This window comes from Nocardioides alpinus (assembly GCF_900112035.1).
Classification (GTDB): domain Bacteria; phylum Actinomycetota; class Actinomycetes; order Propionibacteriales; family Nocardioidaceae; genus Nocardioides; species Nocardioides alpinus.
In genome coordinates, this window is the sequence record NZ_FOKC01000002.1 from 406,672 (window position 1) to 421,566 (window position 14,895).

15 protein-coding genes are annotated in these 14,895 nt (G+C 72.5%); 3 read left to right on the forward strand and 12 right to left on the reverse strand.

Annotation, left to right across the window (positions count from 1 at the left end; all coding sequences use genetic code 11):
* The first annotated feature begins 19 nt into the window (after positions 1-19).
* Positions 20-1,381, forward strand: a complete 1,362-nt coding sequence (locus BM127_RS07205) for a hypothetical protein (RefSeq protein WP_139227679.1) — start codon at positions 20-22, stop codon at positions 1,379-1,381.
* On the opposite strand, the gene BM127_RS22765 is transcribed toward BM127_RS07205, so the two are convergent.
* From BM127_RS22765 to BM127_RS07225, 5 genes are read right to left on the reverse strand one after another with little or no spacing between them, the layout of a single operon-like run.
* A complete protein-coding gene (locus tag BM127_RS22765; protein WP_231263306.1) occupies positions 1,293-2,273 on the reverse strand; it encodes a uroporphyrinogen decarboxylase/cobalamine-independent methonine synthase family protein in 981 nt (326 codons plus the stop codon). The genes BM127_RS07205 and BM127_RS22765 overlap by 89 nt on opposite strands.
* Positions 2,270-3,217, reverse strand: a complete 948-nt coding sequence (locus BM127_RS22770; RefSeq protein ID WP_231263307.1) for a serine hydrolase domain-containing protein — start codon at positions 3,215-3,217, stop codon at positions 2,270-2,272. The genes BM127_RS22765 and BM127_RS22770 overlap by 4 nt, the downstream gene beginning before the upstream one ends.
* Positions 3,214-4,317: a tRNA 2-thiouridine(34) synthase MnmA gene (gene mnmA / locus BM127_RS07215; RefSeq protein WP_091196521.1), complete on the reverse strand. Its 1,104-nt coding sequence runs from the start codon at positions 4,315-4,317 to the stop codon at positions 3,214-3,216. The genes BM127_RS22770 and mnmA overlap by 4 nt, the downstream gene beginning before the upstream one ends.
* A complete protein-coding gene (locus tag BM127_RS07220) occupies positions 4,317-5,513 on the reverse strand; it encodes a cysteine desulfurase family protein (RefSeq protein ID WP_091196523.1) in 1,197 nt (398 codons plus the stop codon). The genes mnmA and BM127_RS07220 overlap by 1 nt, the downstream gene beginning before the upstream one ends.
* A gap of 12 nt (positions 5,514-5,525) precedes the next feature.
* Positions 5,526-6,227, reverse strand: coding sequence for a nucleotidyltransferase domain-containing protein (locus BM127_RS07225; RefSeq protein ID WP_175507341.1), 702 nt, complete (start codon positions 6,225-6,227; stop codon positions 5,526-5,528).
* Positions 6,228-6,264: 37 nt separating this feature from the next.
* Here BM127_RS07225 and BM127_RS07230 point away from each other — a divergent pair, with 37 nt between their 5' ends.
* Both BM127_RS07230 and BM127_RS07235 read left to right on the forward strand, forming a co-directional pair.
* Positions 6,265-6,735 (forward strand): HIT family protein, encoded by a 471-nt coding sequence (locus BM127_RS07230; RefSeq protein ID WP_091196526.1) that lies wholly within the window; start codon positions 6,265-6,267, stop codon positions 6,733-6,735.
* Between the two features lie 14 nt (positions 6,736-6,749).
* Positions 6,750-7,073 carry a nucleoside triphosphate pyrophosphohydrolase family protein gene (locus BM127_RS07235; protein ID WP_175507342.1) on the forward strand — a complete coding sequence of 108 codons (324 nt, stop codon included), beginning with the start codon at positions 6,750-6,752 and terminating at the stop codon, positions 7,071-7,073.
* A gap of 7 nt (positions 7,074-7,080) precedes the next feature.
* Here BM127_RS07235 and BM127_RS07240 read toward each other — a convergent pair whose 3' ends face one another.
* The 7 genes from BM127_RS07240 to BM127_RS07265 all read right to left on the reverse strand — a co-directional run bounded on the left by BM127_RS07240 (position 7,081) and on the right by BM127_RS07265 (position 14,866).
* A complete protein-coding gene (locus tag BM127_RS07240) occupies positions 7,081-7,731 on the reverse strand; it encodes an HAD family hydrolase (RefSeq protein ID WP_091196529.1) in 651 nt (216 codons plus the stop codon).
* 28 nt (positions 7,732-7,759) lie between these two features.
* Positions 7,760-7,912: a hypothetical protein gene (locus BM127_RS23130; protein ID WP_139227687.1), complete on the reverse strand. Its 153-nt coding sequence runs from the start codon at positions 7,910-7,912 to the stop codon at positions 7,760-7,762.
* A 127-nt stretch (positions 7,913-8,039) separates the two neighbouring features.
* Positions 8,040-9,164, reverse strand: coding sequence for a glutamate 5-kinase (gene proB, locus BM127_RS07245; protein ID WP_091196532.1), 1,125 nt, complete (start codon positions 9,162-9,164; stop codon positions 8,040-8,042).
* Positions 9,154-10,740, reverse strand: a complete 1,587-nt coding sequence (gene obgE, locus BM127_RS07250; RefSeq protein ID WP_091196534.1) for a GTPase ObgE — start codon at positions 10,738-10,740, stop codon at positions 9,154-9,156. The genes proB and obgE overlap by 11 nt, the downstream gene beginning before the upstream one ends.
* Positions 10,741-10,903: 163 nt before the next feature.
* The gene (gene rpmA / locus BM127_RS07255; protein ID WP_091196537.1) at positions 10,904-11,158 is read right to left on the reverse strand and encodes a 50S ribosomal protein L27; all 255 of its coding nucleotides are present in this window, start codon (positions 11,156-11,158) and stop codon (positions 10,904-10,906) included.
* Between the two features lie 44 nt (positions 11,159-11,202).
* Positions 11,203-11,502, reverse strand: a complete 300-nt coding sequence (gene rplU, locus BM127_RS07260) for a 50S ribosomal protein L21 (RefSeq protein ID WP_056908626.1) — start codon at positions 11,500-11,502, stop codon at positions 11,203-11,205.
* Between the two features lie 196 nt (positions 11,503-11,698).
* Positions 11,699-14,866: an Rne/Rng family ribonuclease gene (locus BM127_RS07265; protein WP_091196925.1), complete on the reverse strand. Its 3,168-nt coding sequence runs from the start codon at positions 14,864-14,866 to the stop codon at positions 11,699-11,701.
* Positions 14,867-14,895 lie beyond the last annotated feature (29 nt).

A 14,895-nucleotide genomic window follows, 5' to 3' on the forward strand; every position in this document is an offset into this window, starting at 1 on the left:
GACGCGGACAATGGCGCGCATGCAGCGACGGCTGGTCCCCACCCTGCTGTTCTGCGTCGTGGCGGGCATCTACGCCCTCACGATCAACCCCGACCCGAGCCCCGACGCGTGGACCGCGGAGTTCGCCGCGCACCACATCGCGCTGACCGGCGACCCGGTCCCCGACATCGCCGACTTCCCGCTCCTGGACGACAACATCATCCGCGAGACGTGGATCGTCGAGACCGCTGACGGCCGCGAGGCGGTCGGCCGGGCACCGGGGGTGATCGCGGCGGTCGTGCCGGCGTACGCCCTCGCCCGGGGCGCGACGGTGAGCCCGGTCCCGGGTGGTCTCACCGCGGCGGTGCTCTCGGCAGCGGCGGTCGTGCTGTTCTTCCTGCTGCTGCGCGACCGGGTGGGCACCCGCCGGTCCCTGGTGGCGGCCGGTCTGCTCGCCTTCGCGACCCCGGTCTGGTCGGTGTCGGCCGACGCGATCTGGCCCCACACGCTGACCACCCTCGGGATCCTCGGCACGGCGTGGGCCGCGGACCGCGGCCGGTGGTGGCTGGTGGGCGCCTTCGGCGGGGTCATGCTGTGGGGCCGGCTCCACGCGGCGGTGATCTGCGCCGTGGTCGGGCTGGGGGTGGCCTGGTCGCGGCGGCGCCCCGACGTGGCCTGGCGGGTCGGGACCGTCGCTGCCGCCTCGCTGGCCCTGGCCTCGGCCTGGACCCGCTGGATGTACGGCTCGTGGGACCCCACCTCCGGCTACCGCGCAGGGGACTTCGCCAGCGGCGCGGCGGGCTATGCGCTGGACCCGCTCAACCACCTCGGCTTCGTGCTCTCGGCGGACCGCGGCCTGCTGTGGTGGTGCCCACTGCTGCTCGTGCTCGGACCGTCGGCGTGGCGGCGCCGCCGGGAGCTGCCCGACTGGAGCCGCTGGCTGGCGGCCGGCGGTGCGTCGTACGTCGTGAGCCAGGCCGTGCTCAACCGGTTCAGCGGCGGCGACCACTTCTACGGCTACCGCACCAGTCTCGAGCTCGTCGTGTGCCTCGCCCCGGCGCTCGCGCTCGCCTCGCCGTGGCTCTCTGCGCGCGCGCAGCGCTGGTTCGTCCCGGTCGCCGTCCTCCAGGTCGTGCTGATCGCCCCCGGCGCGATCGCCGACGACTTCTACTCCCCCGTGCGCGACGTGTGGTGGCGCAACGCCTTCGTCGACGCGCTCGTACGCCGCCCCGGCGAGCTGCTGCCCCTCGTCGCACTGACGATGGTGGTGACGCTGCTCGTGGTGCGGCTGCTCCACACCGAGTGGTCGGCGGTCAGAGGTTGCGCGCCACCGTCGCAGACAGGCGCGTGGCCCGTGCCGCCCACGACGGGCTCGCACCGGCCAGGCCGCACGTCGGGGTGATGACCAGCTGCTCCCGCACGACCTCGGGGTCGAGGCCGAGCATGTCGAGCAGGCGCTGGACGCGCTCGGTGAGGCGCGCGTCGGACGGCTCGGCTGCCGGATCCGTGGAGGGCACGACGCCGAGCGCCGCCGTGTGCCCCGCCTCCAGTGCCTCGGCCAAGGTGTCGAGGTCGCCGGGCGACAGCTGGTCGAGGTCGGCCGACAGGCCGCTCACGCCCGTGCCGGCCACCAGCGACCAGGGGGTCTGCGGGGCGCAGGAGTGCACCCACGCCTCGGCACCCGCGGCGGTGATCGCGGACACCACCCACTCCAGGTGGGCGGACGCCTCGGGCGGGTCGACGCGACGGTGGCGCCCGAAGCCGCTCGCCGTCGGGACCCGGGCGTTGACGACCGCAGCCAGGGCGGGCTCGTCGACCTGCACGATCCAGCGATCCACCCCGCGCAGGCGGCGGCGCAGGTCGGCGAGGTGGACGGTGAGCCCCTCGGCCAGCGCCTGCGCGAGCTCCCGCCGGGCGCCGTGGTCGCTGAGGACCTTGTCGCCGCGGGGCTTCTCGACCGTCGCAGCCAGCGTCCAGGGGCCGGTGACCTGGGTCTTGAAGGCGCCGGTGTAGTCCTGTCCCAGCTCCTCGACCACGTCGAGGTCCTGGGCGAGCAGCGACCGCGCCCGGCGGTGGTCGACGCCGCTGGCATCGGTGAGCCGCCACCCGGCGGGTTGCAGGTCGGCGGCCAGGCCGGCCACGACGGCCAGCCCGCGTCCGGTCATCCCTGCGGTGACGCCGCGCGCAGGGACCTCGGGGACGTAGGGCAGGTCGGACAGCTCGCCCAGCACCAGGCGTACGGCCTCGGCATAGTCCTCCCCCGGCAGGGAACCGATCCCCGTCGCGGTGCTCACGCGGACTCCGCCAGCAGACGTGCCGCGGCGCCGTCGACGGACCGCGTGGACGCACTCACCAGCGCGACCCCGACACCGCGGTCGCGGTCGATGCCGACGAAGGACCGGAAGCCACCCGTGCCGCCGTTGTGCCAGGTGACCGTGCGTCGCAGCATCGGTCCGGTCAGCCAGCCGGCGCCGATGCGCTGGCTGCCGCCCATCGGCGCCACCGGATCGAGGGCGTCGACACCCGCGACGGTGCGGTCCAGCATGGCGCGCAGCAGCACCGCCAGGTCGGCGGCCGAGGACCGCACCCCGCCGGCGGGAGCGATCGCCTCGTTGGCCCAGGGCTCGACCTCGCGCCCCCGGCGGTTGCGCGACGCGACGGACCCCGGGCGGAGCTGGTCGACGGCGACCGGGACGTAGGTGTCGGTGAGGCCGAGCGGCTGGGCGATGCGGGTCGCGACCAGGTGGGCGTACGACGTCCGCGTGGCAGAGGCCACGGCGTGCCCGAGGAGCTGGAAGCCGAGGTTGGAGTAGGCGGGCTTCGGCTTCGGCTTCGGCTTCACCGGCTCGAGCTGGGCGAGCAGGCCGGCGAGGTCCTCGCGGTAGGGGTTGCGCCCCTCGCGCCACAGCTCCCAGCTGCGGCGGACCACGTCGCCACCGGCGAGCCGCGGCAGCCCGGACGTGTGCGTGGCCAGCGCGGACAGCCGGATGGCCCCCAGTCGGGCTGGCACCGCGAGGTGCTCGCCGAGGGCGGCATCGGGGGCGACCTCGCCCCGCGCCACTGCGTCGTGCCACAGCAGACCGGTGACGCCCTTGCTGACGGACCCGAGCTCGACGTCCCCGTGCACGTCCGTCCCGGCCGCGTCGACCTCGGTGCTCACCGGCGTCACCAGCGCGACGACGTACGTCGTGTGCTTCGGACCCAGCAGCGCGCCGGCCCGCTCCGCGAGTCCGGTCATCCGCGCGCCGCCACCGGGCGGGTCGACTCGATCGTGGCCGAGCCGACGACCCGGGTGCCGTCATAGATCACCGCGGCCTGGCCGGGTGCGATGCCCTCGGCCGGATCGAGCAGGTCGATGGTCACCCGGTCGTCGTCGACCAGCACCACCGCGCGGTGCTCGGCGCCGTGGGCTCGCAGCTGGACGGTCCCCTCGACCCGGTCGGGCACGGAGCCGCACCAGCGCGGTCGGATCCCGGCGATGTGGTCGACCGCCAGCTGCTCGCGCGGGCCGACTGTGACCGTGCCGCTGACCGGCTCGATGTCGAGGACGAACCGCGGCTTGCCGTCCGCCGCCGGGATGCCGAGCCGCAGCCCACGACGCTGGCCGATGGTGAAGCCGTAGGTGCCGGTGTGGCTGCCGACCGTCTCGCCGGTGGCGGCGTCGACGATGTCACCGCCGTGGTTGGGCGCCCGGTCGCCGAGCTTCTCGCGCAACCAACCAGCGTTGTCGCCGTCGGCGACGAAGCAGATGTCGTGGGAGTCGGGCTTGGCGGCCACGAGCAGGCCACGGGCCTCGGCCTCCCGGCGTACGGCGGGCTTGTCGGTGTCGCCCAGCGGGAACAGCGAGTGGGCCAGCTGCTCCTGGGTGAGCACCCCGAGGACGTAGGACTGGTCCTTGCCGTGGTCGATCGCGCGGTGCATCTCGATCAACCCGTCGGCACCGGTCCGCAGCTGCGCGTAGTGACCGGTAGCGACGGCGTCGAAGCCCAGCGCCAGGGCGCGGTCGAGCACTGCGGCGAACTTGATCTTCTCGTTGCAGCGCAGGCACGGGTTGGGCGTGCGCCCCGCGGCGTACTCGTCCATGAAGTCCTCGACCACGTCCTCGTGGAAGCGGTCCGACAGGTCCCAGACGTAGAACGGGATGCCGATGACGTCGGCGGCGCGCCGGGCGTCGTTGCTGTCCTCGATGGTGCAGCAGCCACGAGCGCCGGAGCGGTACGACGCGGGGTTGCGGCTCAGCGCCAGGTGCACACCCGTCACCTCGTGCCCCGCCTCGACGGCGCGGGCGGCAGCGACCGCCGAGTCCACCCCGCCCGACATGGCGGCGACGACCCTCATCACTGCCCCTTGACGGAGTGGCCCCTGGCCGCGCGCGCGCGCTCGACGACCGGGCCGATCGCCTCGACGAGAGCGTCGATGTCGGCGGGGGTGGTGGTGTGGCCGAGCGAGAAGCGCAGGGAGTGGCGGGCCTGGTCGTCGTCGCAGCCCATCGCGAGCAGGACGTGCGAGGGTTGTGGCACGCCGGCCGAGCAGGCGGAGCCGGTCGAGCACTCGATGCCGCGCGCGTCGAGCAGCATCAGCATCGAGTCGCCCTCGCAGCCGGGGAAGCCGAGGTGGGCGTTGCCGGGCAGGCGTCCCGGACCCATCGGCGCACCGTGCAGGTGGGCGTCCGGAACGACCTCGATGACGCGGCGTACGAGGTCGTCGCGCAGCGCGGCGACGCGCACCGCGTGCTCCTCCTGGGCCTTGACCGAGGCCCCGACCGCGGCAGCGAGGCCGGCGATCGCGGGCACGTCGAGGGTGCCGCTGCGGATGTCGCGCTCCTGGCCGCCGCCGTGCACGAGAGCGCTCACCGACAGGTCACGGCGCACGACGAGCGCACCCACGCCGTAGGGGCCGCCGACCTTGTGGCCGGTGAAGGTCAGTGCGTCGACACCCGAGCCGGCGAAGTCGACGGGCACCTGCCCGAGCGCCTGCACGGCGTCGGTGTGCACGGGGATCTGGTGCTCGGCGGCGATCGCCACGATCTCGTCGAGCGGCTGCAGCGACCCGACCTCGTTGTTGGCCCACATGACCGAGATCAGGGCCACCGACGCGGGGTCCCTCGTGACCGAGTCCCTCAGTGCCTCGACGTCGAGGACACCCTCGGCGGAGACCGGGAGGAGCTCGACGTCGGCGCGGTCGTACTTGCCGAGCCACTGCAGCGGATCCAGCACCGCGTGGTGCTCGATGGAGGTGGAGAGGATCCGCGTGCGCCGCGGGTCCTGGTCGCGCCGGGCCCAGAAGATGCCCTTGAGCGCGAGGTTGTCGGACTCGGTGCCGCCGGAGGTGAAGACGACGTCGGCGGGTCGGGCTCCGATGACGTCTGCGATCGACTCGCGGGACTCCTCCACGACGCGGCGCGCCCCCCGCCCGGAGGCGTGCAACGAGCTCGCGTTGCCGACGCCGGTGAGCTGCCGGGTCATCGCCTCGACCGCGACCGGCAGCATCGGCGTGGTCGCGGCGTGGTCGAGGTAGACGAGCGGATCATTCATGACCTGCCAAGCCTACGGGGCGACCGTCCGTTCCTCCCCCGCGCGGCCACCGGACGAGCCCAGCCGCTGCACCCAGGCGTGGTCCGGGTAGAGCCGGCCCGTCGCCTCGCGCAGCCACTCCTGCTCCGCCTCCCCGAGCAGCGGCCACGTCACCGCCAGGTCGCGGTCGTCCTTGGGACGGTGCAGTGCCGCCTTGTAGAGCAGCGTGATCTCGGGCCGCAGGTAGCGCACTCCCCCGTCGTCCACCCAGGTGACGTCCTCGAGCGGGGCGACGTGGCCCGGGTCGCGCTTGCTGGTCCACAGCCCGTCGCGGTCCGGGGTGATCGGGAGGTCGACCACCCACGGATCGGTCGCGCTGCGCCGGATCCAGACCTGGCTGCTGACGTCCAGGACCTCGCGATGGCGGTCGTTGAAGGGCCGGAGCGTGCCGCCGTGGTTGCTCCACAGGTGCCAGCGGTCACCGACGTGCTCGCGGAACGCGGCGAGGTCGCAGGCCAGGATCGAGAGATCGATGTCCTCGTGCTCGCGCCGGCTCCCGGTGAAGGCCTCGATCGACCAGCCCCCGACGATCCACCACGGTCGGGCGAAGCCGGACATGAGCTCCACGAGTCCGTCGGGGTCGAGCGGCGCCCACGGTCCGTACCAGCGGAAGAACTCCTCGTCCTCCGTGATCTCCTCGGGTGTCCGGTCCAGCGGCTCCCGTGCGTCGTCCATGCAGCGACGCTAGCGCTCCGCGTGGCAGGCTGACCGCGTGCACGAGCCCGCCGACTACGACTGCCCGTTCTGCCGGCTCCAGACCGGCGTCCACGACGAGCACAACCAGCCCGAGGACGTCGTCGGCGTCACGGACCTCGCCTTCGCCCGCATCGCTCCGAAGTGGTGGCCGGCCAACGCCGGCGCTGCACTCGTGATCCCGCGCGCCCACCACGAGAACCTCTACGGCATCCCCGCCGAGGTCGGCCACGCCGTCTGGGACCTCACCCAGCAGGTCGCGGTGGCGATGCGCGAGGCGTACGGCTGCGAGGGCACCTCGACCCGCCAGCACAACGAGCCGGCCGGCAACCAGGACGTCTGGCACCTCCACGTCCACGTCTTTCCGCGTCACCACGACGACCGGCTCTACGAGCGCCACCGCTCCACACGCTGGGTGCCGCCCCAGGAGCGGGAGCCGTACGCCGAGCGGCTCGCCGCGGTGCTCGACCTCCCGCGCGTCTTCGCCTGAGCGACAATCCGTGCATGGACTTCCAGGAGATGCAGGAGCGTGCCCGCACGGTCAGGTCGCGCTACGCCGAGGTCGAGGCCTCCAGCTACGGCCGGTCGTGGACGACCGAGGAGATCATGCTCGGCTTCCTCGGCGACGTCGGTGACCTGGCCAAGCTGGTGCAGGGCAAGGCCGGCGTCCGACCACGCCCCGACCTCGACGAGGCGCTCGCCCACGAGCTGGCCGACTGCCTGTGGAGCGTGCTGACGCTCGCCGACGCCTACGACGTCGACCTGGGTGCGTCGTTCAGCAGCACGATGGACGAGCTGGAGGAGATCCTGTCCGGCCCGGACGCCTGACCCTCCGTCACCCCAGGAGTGCTGCAAGGTCTGCGACCGTTCGGCCAGCGAGGGTCGGCCACGTGGTGAAGGCGCCGGCCTCGGGCAGCACCGCATCGTTCGGCACGGCGACCGTCGCGGCACCCGACGCCACGGCCGAGGCGAGCCCGTTGGGCGAGTCCTCGACCGCCACGCACTGCTCGATGCGTACGCCGAGCAGCTCGGCCGCCCGGAGGTACGGCTCGGGCGAGGGCTTGGTCCGGGTCACGTCCTCGGACCCGACGACCACGCTGATGGCGCCGTCCGGCGCGGCACTCGCCACCAGCTCAGCCATCTCGTGGCTCGAGGTGGTCGCGATCGCGCACGGGATCCCCCGCTGCCGCAGCGCTGACAGCAGCTCGCGCGCGCCCGGGCGCCACAGAACGGTCTCACGAAGCGAGTCGATGACCGCGCGCTCCAGCGTCGCGACCAGCTCCACCGAGTCCAGATCGACGCCCACCGCCTGCATCGCCCGCGCGGTGTCGTGCATGTCCGCACCCACCAGCGCCAGCCCCTGCTCGGTCGACCACGTTGCGCCGTGTTGCTCGGCCAGGACGAACTGCTGCGCGATCCAGATCGGCTCGCTGTCGATGAGGGTGCCGTCCATGTCCCACAGGACGGCCGCGAGGGTGGCGGTCATGGGAGCATCATGCCCGGTCGACCTGCGGTCAGATGCGCTTCTCGCACTCCCGGAGCTTCTCGCCCTGGCACACGTCGAACCCGCCCGAACGCCCCCTCACGACGTCCTTGCCCGGGCCGCCGATGAGGAGGTCACTGCCGATGCTCCCCGTGATGGTGTCGTTGCCAGGGCCGCCGTAGATCGTGGCTCTCTACGTGCCGCACCGCGGCGAGCTCCACGTGCCGAGGCCGCGGTACTGGGAGTCGGCGTAGAGATCGTCTCGGCCCTTCGTCCCCTTGAGTTCGACTCGTAGGAGTCCTTGCCGCCGCTCAGCCCAGCAGCACCAGGTCGTCGCGGTGGATGACCTCACGCTCGTAGGCGGCGCCGAGGGCCGTCTTGAGCTCGCTGGTGGAGCGGCCGAGCAGGGCCGGCAGCTCCTCGGCGTCGAAGTTCACGAGGCCACGCGCGACCCTCGCGCCGTCGGGGTCGAGGAGGTCGACCGCATCGCCGGCCACGAACGTCCCGGACACCCCGGTGATCCCGGCGGGCAGCAGGGAGGCGCCACGTGAGACCACTGCGCGCACGGCACCGGCGTCGAGGGTCAGGGTTCCCTGCCCGGACGTCGCGTGGGCGAGCCACAGCAGGCGGGTGGGGCGGCGCTTGCCGGTGGCCGTGAAGAGGGTGCCGACCTCGGCACCCGTGAGGGCACCCGAGGCCTGGTCGGCCGACGTGAGCACGACGGGGATGCCGGCGCCGGTGGCGATCCGCGCCGCGTCGACCTTGGTCGTCATGCCTCCGGTGCCGACCCCGGAGGAGCCGGCCGCACCGATCGTCACGGACGCGAGGTCCTCCTCGGAGCGTACGACCGGGATCAGCCGGGAGCCCGACCGGCTGGGCGGACCGTCGTAGAGCCCGTCGACGTCGGACAGCAGCACCAGCAGGTCGGCGTGGACGAAGTGCGCGACGAGGGCTGCGAGCCGGTCGTTGTCACCGAAGCGGATCTCGGAGGTCGCGACGGTGTCGTTCTCGTTGACGATCGGGACGACGCCGAGCTCGAGCAGCTTGGCAAAGGTCTGGTGGGCGTTGCGGTAGTGCGCGCGGCGGGTGACGTCGTCCACGGTGAGCAGCACCTGGCCGGTGACGATCCCGTGGCGGGCGAACTCCTCCTGGTAGCGGTGGGCCAGCAGGCCCTGACCGACCGACGCGGCCGCCTGCTGAGCGGCCAGCCCGCTGGGCCGCTTGCTGAGCCCGAGGGGCGCGAGCCCGGCCGCGATGGCGCCGGACGACACCAGCACCATCTCCACGCCGGCGGCGCGCGAGGCGGCCACGACGTCCACCAGCCGGCGTACGCGCGCCGGGTCGATGCCGCCGGCCGCGGTGGTCAGCGACGACGAACCGACCTTGACGACGACGCGTCGCGCTCCGCCCACGAGGGCCGAGCGGTCAGTCGTCACTGCCGTCCCAGTCGGGGTCGTCCTTGGTGCCGATCTCGTAGGCCATCGGCCCGATGCCGGAGGTGCCCGAACTGCGGTTGGGCCCCTTCTTGCGCTCCGCGTCGAGGCGGCGGGCCACGTCGGCGCGCTCCTCCTCCTCGGCCTTGGTCTCCATGGCCTCGGCGATCTCGGTGCGGCGCGTGCGGGCCGGGCGCTGCTCGCGCAGGCGCTCGTCCTCACCACGGCGGCCGAGCATCTCGGCACCGGCCTCGATGCTGGGCTTGAAGTCGAAGACGACCGAGTTGTCCTCGGCGCCGATGAGGACCGTGTCGCCCTCCTGGGCGCCCATCTGCACGAGCTTGACCTCGACGCCGAGCCGGTTGAGCCGGTCGGCGAGGAAGCCGACGGCCTCCTCGTTGCTGAAGTCGGTCTGGCGCACCCAGCGCTCCGGCTTGGCGCCACGCACCCGCCAGCCACGCTGTCCTGCGCCTGCCGACGGGTCGTCGACTGCGACGACCTCGAAGTCGGCCTTGGCGTCGACGGCCCGGGGCCGCAGCACGATCCGCTGGGGCTCGACCTCGGGGGTGTCCACGCGGGACGCCACCACGATCTCGGCCATCGCGAACGTGAGCTCGCGGAGCCCCGCGCCGGACGCGGCACTGACCTCGAAGACCTGGAGGCCGCGGGCGCGCAGGTCCTCCACGACCATCTCGGCGATGCCCTGGCCGTCGGGGACGTCGACCTTGTTGAGCGCAATCAGGCGCGGCCGGTCCTCGAGGCCGCCGTAGCGGGCGAGCTCGCTCTCGATGATGTCCAGGTCGTCGATCGGGTTGCGGCCCGGCTCGATCGTGGCCGTGTCGATCACGTGGACCAGGGCGGCGCAGCGCTCGATGTGACGCAGGAAGTCGTGGCCGAGTCCGCGACCCTCCGCGGCACCCTCGATCAGGCCCGGCACGTCGGCGACGACGAACGTCGTCTCGCCGGCGGTGACCACGCCGAGGTTGGGGATGAGGGTGGTGAACGGGTAGTCGGCGATCTTGGGCCGGGCCCGCGAGATCGCCGCGATGAGCGACGACTTGCCGGCGCTCGGGAAGCCCACCAGACCGATGTCGGCGACGACCTTGAGCTCGAGGCGTACGTCGAGCTCGTCGCCGGGCTCACCCAGCAGGGCGAACCCGGGGGCCTTGCGCTTGGACGAGGAGAGGGCGGCGTTGCCGAGCCCGCCGCGACCGCCCGCGGCGATGACGAGGGTCGTCCCGTGGCCGATCAGGTCGGCGAGCACGTTGCCCTCGTTGTCCTTGACGAGGGTGCCGTCCGGGACCGTGAGGGTCAGGTCCTTGCCGTTGCCGCCGTTCTTGTGGTCACCGGCTCCCTGACCGCCGTTCTCGGCGCGGCGCTTGGGGCTGTGGTGGTAGTCGACGAGGGTCGTGACGCTCGTGTCGACCTCGAGGATGATCGAGCCGCCCTGACCGCCGTTGCCGCCGTCGGGACCACCGAGCGGCTTGAACTTCTCACGGTGCACCGAGGCCACACCGTTGCCACCTCGTCCGGCTGCGAGGTGCAGCGTGACGTGGTCGACGAACGTGGGGATGGCCATGGTGTTCCTTGCTGTGGTGGAGGTGCTGAAACCACAAAAGGCGCCCCAGATGGGGACGCCCAGTGGTGAAGACGGATTTCGAGACGAGTCGCTCAGGTCCTCGCAAGCTCGGAGCTGAGCCGAGCTCTCCTCAATCTCCCGCCCTAGTGTCGACTTCGCAAGCTCAGTCGACGGGCGTGATATTGACGACCTTGCGACCGCGGCGGGTGCCGAACTCGACGGCGCCGGCCTGCAGGGCGAACAGGGTGTCGTCGCCGCCACGGCCCACACCGGTGCCCGGGTGGAAGTGGGTGCCACGCTGGCGGACGATGATCTCGCCCGCGCCGACGACCTGGCCACCGAAACGCTTCACGCCGAGGCGCTGGGAGTTGGAGTCACGGCCGTTCTTGGTGCTCGCAGCACCCTTCTTGTGAGCCATTGTTCAGTCCTTCTGAAGAGACTTGGTCGACCTCGAGCGAGCGCTCAGAGGGAGATGTCGGTGACCTTGACCTGGGTGTACTTCTGGCGGTGACCCTGGCGCTTCTTGTAACCGGTCTTGTTCTTGTACTTCTGGATGATGATCTTCGGGCCCTTGGTGCGGCCGGTGACCTCGACGGTCACGCTGGCCTTGTCGAGGCCGGTCGCGGTGACCTTGTCACCGTCGACGACCATCACCACGGGCAGGGTGAGGGTGTCGCCTGCGGCGGCCATCGCGTCGATCTCGATGACGTCGCCGACGGCAACCTTCTGCTGCTTGCTGCCACTGCGCACGACTGCGTACACGGCGAGTCACTCTCCTCGGTGCGGGAACTTCAGGTCAAAGAACATTCGGGACTGCGCACGACACCGCCTGGGACTTCGGGCGAGTACGCCGCGTGGCGGGCGCGCAGAATCGGTGTGTCGAACACCGGGGGTCAAGACTACGGGATCGAGTGGCGACCGGGCAAAACGACGGTCGGTCGCCCCTCTCCCCCGAGGGTCAGCGCTTGCGCGAGCCCTTCTTCTTGATCGGGACGTGCTCGACGGTCGGGGCGTCGGACGCCCCCTGGCCGGGCTCGAGGTCCGCCGTGCCGGGCTCCACGAGACCCGAGTCGGGCGGCGTGCCGGCCCCGCTCGGCGCGGAGCTGGCCTCGACGACCACCGGGGGGCCTGCCGGGCGGCTGGCCGAGCGCCGACGCGTACGCGTCACCACCCGCGGCTTCTCGTCCTCGACGGGCGCTGCGGCAGGCGTCTCGTCAGGCTCCACCACGGGCTCGACCGGGGCTTGGGCCTCGTCCGGAGCAGTCTCGGCAGGAACCTCGGCGCCAGGGACCTCGGCGGCCGGCGTCTCGGCGACGGGCGACTCGTCGACGGGAGCCTGCTCGGCCCCGTCCGCGTCCTCGTCCGCTTCGTCGTCTGCTTCCTCGACCGCCTTCTCGTGCCGGGCCATCGCGGCCACGTCCTTGGGGGACGGCGCGCTGTTGTTGCCACCACCGTTGCCGCCACCGTTGCCGTTGCCGTCGGCGGGGCGGTCGGAGCCGCTGCCCTCGGCGCCACGACGGCCACCCCGGCGGCGGCTGCCGCGGCGGCCCTCGCCGTCCTCGGCCTTCGCGTCGGGGTCGACGGGCTGGTCCTTGATGACCACGCCGCGACCCTGGCAGTGCTCGCAGTTCTCGCTGAAGGCCTCCACGAGGCCGGTGCCGATCCGCTTGCGGGTCATCTGCACCAGGCCGAGCGAGGTGACCTCGGCGACCTGGTGACGGGTCCGGTCGCGGCCCAGGCACTCGACGAGGCGGCGGACCACCAGGTCGCGGTTGGACTCGAGGACCATGTCGATGAAGTCCACGACGATGATGCCGCCGATGTCGCGCAGCCGGAGCTGGCGCACGATCTCCTCGGCGGCCTCGAGGTTGTTCTTGGTGACGGTCTCCTCGAGGTTGCCCCCGGAGCCGGTGAACTTGCCGGTGTTGACGTCGACGACGGTCATCGCCTCGGTGCGGTCGATGATCAGCGAGCCGCCCGACGGCAGCCAGACCTTGCGGTCGAGACCCTTCTGGATCTGCTCGTCGACCCGGTAGGTCGCGAAGATGTCGCCGCCGGTCGCGCCGCGCTCGAAGCGTTGGACCCGGTCGGACAGGTCGGGTGCCACGGACTCGACGTAGCCGGAGACGGTGTCCCAGGCGTCGTCACCCTCGATGACGAGCTTGGAGAAGTCCTCGGTGAAGAGGTCCCGCACCACCTTGAGGGTCAGGTCGGGCTCGCCGTAGAGCATCTGCGGGCCGGAACCCTTGTTGGAGGACTTCTTCTCGATGTCCTCCCAGCGCGACTTCAGGCGCTCGACGTCGTGGGTGAGCTCCTCCTCGCTGGCACCCTCGGCGGCGGTGCGCACGATGACGCCCGCGGTGTCCGGGACGATCTCCTTGAGGAGGGTCTTGAGCCGGTTGCGCTCGGTGTCGGGCAACTTGCGCGAGATGCCGGACGTCGTGCCGTCCGGGACGTAGACCAGGAAGCGGCCGGCGAGGCTGATCTGGCTGGTGAGGCGGGCGCCCTTGTGGCCGACCGGGTCCTTGGTGACCTGCACCAGGATCATCTGGCCGCTGGAGAGGACCGACTCGATCTTGCGGGGCTGGCCCTCCTTGTGGCCCAGCGAGGACCAGTTGACCTCACCGGCGTAGAGCACGGCGTTGCGGCCCTTGCCGATGTCGATGAAGGCGGCCTCCATCGAGGGGAGCACGTTCTGCACCCGGCCGAGGTAGACGTTGCCGATGAGGGAGGTCTGCGACTCGCGGGCGACGTAGTGCTCGACGAGCACCTTGTCCTCCAGCACGCCGATCTGGGTGAGCTCCTTGCGCTGGCGGATCACCATGACCCGCTCGACCGACTCGCGGCGGGCCAGGAACTCGGCCTCGCTGACGATCGGCGCGCGGCGCCGGCCGGCCTCGCGGCCCTCGCGACGGCGCTGCTTCTTGGCCTCGAGGCGGGTGGAGCCGGCGACGGCGGTGATCTGGTCCTCGGCGGAGCGGGTCTTGCGGACCCGGGTCACCGTCTGGGCGTCACCCTCGTCGGCGCCACCCTCGTCACCGGAGCGGCGACGGCGGCGACGACGACGCGAGGAGCCCTCGCCGTTGCCCTCACCCGAGTCGCCCGAGCCCGAGTCGTCGTCCGAGGACTCAGCGGTCTCGGTGGACGCGTCCTCGGAGGTGTCGGACGCGATGGAGGGGGCGTCCGAGGCGGAGCCGGAGTCCTGGTCGTCGGAGGAGTCGTCCGAGGCGTCCGAGCCGTCGGACGACTTGCGCCGGCGGCGACCGCCGCGACGACGACGACGCCGCGCGGGGCCACCGTCTCCGTCGCCGGAGTCGTCCTGACCCGATGCGTCGTCCGAGGAGTCCTGGGTCTCGTCCTCGTCGTCCTGCTCCGGGGCGGCGTCCTGCTGCTCGGGCGCGGGAGCCGCCTTCTTGGCGGACCTCTTGCGGGCCGGACGCGTGGATGCAGGCTTCTCGACGGGAGCAGCCTCGGCGGTCTCGTCGGCCGCGTCCTCGCTCGGGACGTCGGCCACGGTGCCGGCTGCGGCGTCGGGCGCGTCCTCGACGGCAGGTTCCGCGGCGGATGCACCCCTCGAGCGCGTACGGCGGGTGGTGGTCGCGACGGGAGCCTGGAAGAGCACGGCGTGGCCGGTCGACCCGTCCGCGGTCTCCTCGTCCTCGTCCTCCGTCTCGGGGTCCGTCACCGCGAGCTGCTCGGGCGCCGGCGCTGCCTTCTTGGCGGCGGACTTGCGGGTGGTCGTCTTCTTGGCGGCCGTCTTGCGGGCAGCCGTCTTCTTCGCAGGCGCGGCGTCGGGGGCGACGGCCTCGTCCTCGGCGGGCACCTCGGCGGGCACCTCAGCGGGCACCTCGGCAGCCACTGCCTTCTTGGCAGGGGTGCGCTTGGCGGCGGTCTTCTTGGCGGGGGCGCGCTTGGCGGCGGCCTTCTTCGCCGGCGCCTCGGCGGCGGGTGCGGCCGGGTCCGGGACCGGGGTCTCGGTGGCCGCGTCGGGGACGGACGCCGCCTTCTTGGCGGGGGACTTGCGCGTGCGCCGGGTGACGACCGGGGCAGCCGGCGGGGCTGCGGGGCTGTCAGGCGTCTCGCCGGTGCCGGCTTCGGTGCGCTCGGGCTGGTCGGAATCGAGCATGTGGTGCTCCTCGGGCACCGTCACGGTGC

Bases quoted from the DNA above. Each gene is read 5' to 3' on its own strand.
- BM127_RS07205 (WP_139227679.1), top strand. From the start codon at position 20: ATGCAGCGACGGCTGGTCCCCACCCTGCTGTTCTGCGTCGTGGCGGGC.
- BM127_RS22770 (WP_231263307.1), bottom strand. From the start codon at position 3,217: ATGACCGGACTCGCGGAGCGGGCCGGCGCGCTGCTGGGTCCGAAGCAC.
- mnmA (WP_091196521.1), bottom strand. From the start codon at position 4,317: ATGAGGGTCGTCGCCGCCATGTCGGGCGGGGTGGACTCGGCGGTCGCT.
- BM127_RS07220 (WP_091196523.1), bottom strand. From the start codon at position 5,513: ATGAATGATCCGCTCGTCTACCTCGACCACGCCGCGACCACGCCGATG.
- BM127_RS07225 (WP_175507341.1), bottom strand. From the start codon at position 6,227: ATGGACGACGCACGGGAGCCGCTGGACCGGACACCCGAGGAGATCACG.
- BM127_RS07235 (WP_175507342.1), top strand. From the start codon at position 6,750: ATGGACTTCCAGGAGATGCAGGAGCGTGCCCGCACGGTCAGGTCGCGC.
- BM127_RS07240 (WP_091196529.1), bottom strand. From the start codon at position 7,731: ATGACCGCCACCCTCGCGGCCGTCCTGTGGGACATGGACGGCACCCTC.
- obgE (WP_091196534.1), bottom strand. From the start codon at position 10,740: ATGGCCATCCCCACGTTCGTCGACCACGTCACGCTGCACCTCGCAGCC.
- rpmA (WP_091196537.1), bottom strand. From the start codon at position 11,158: ATGGCTCACAAGAAGGGTGCTGCGAGCACCAAGAACGGCCGTGACTCC.
- BM127_RS07265 (WP_091196925.1), bottom strand. From the start codon at position 14,866: ATGCTCGATTCCGACCAGCCCGAGCGCACCGAAGCCGGCACCGGCGAG.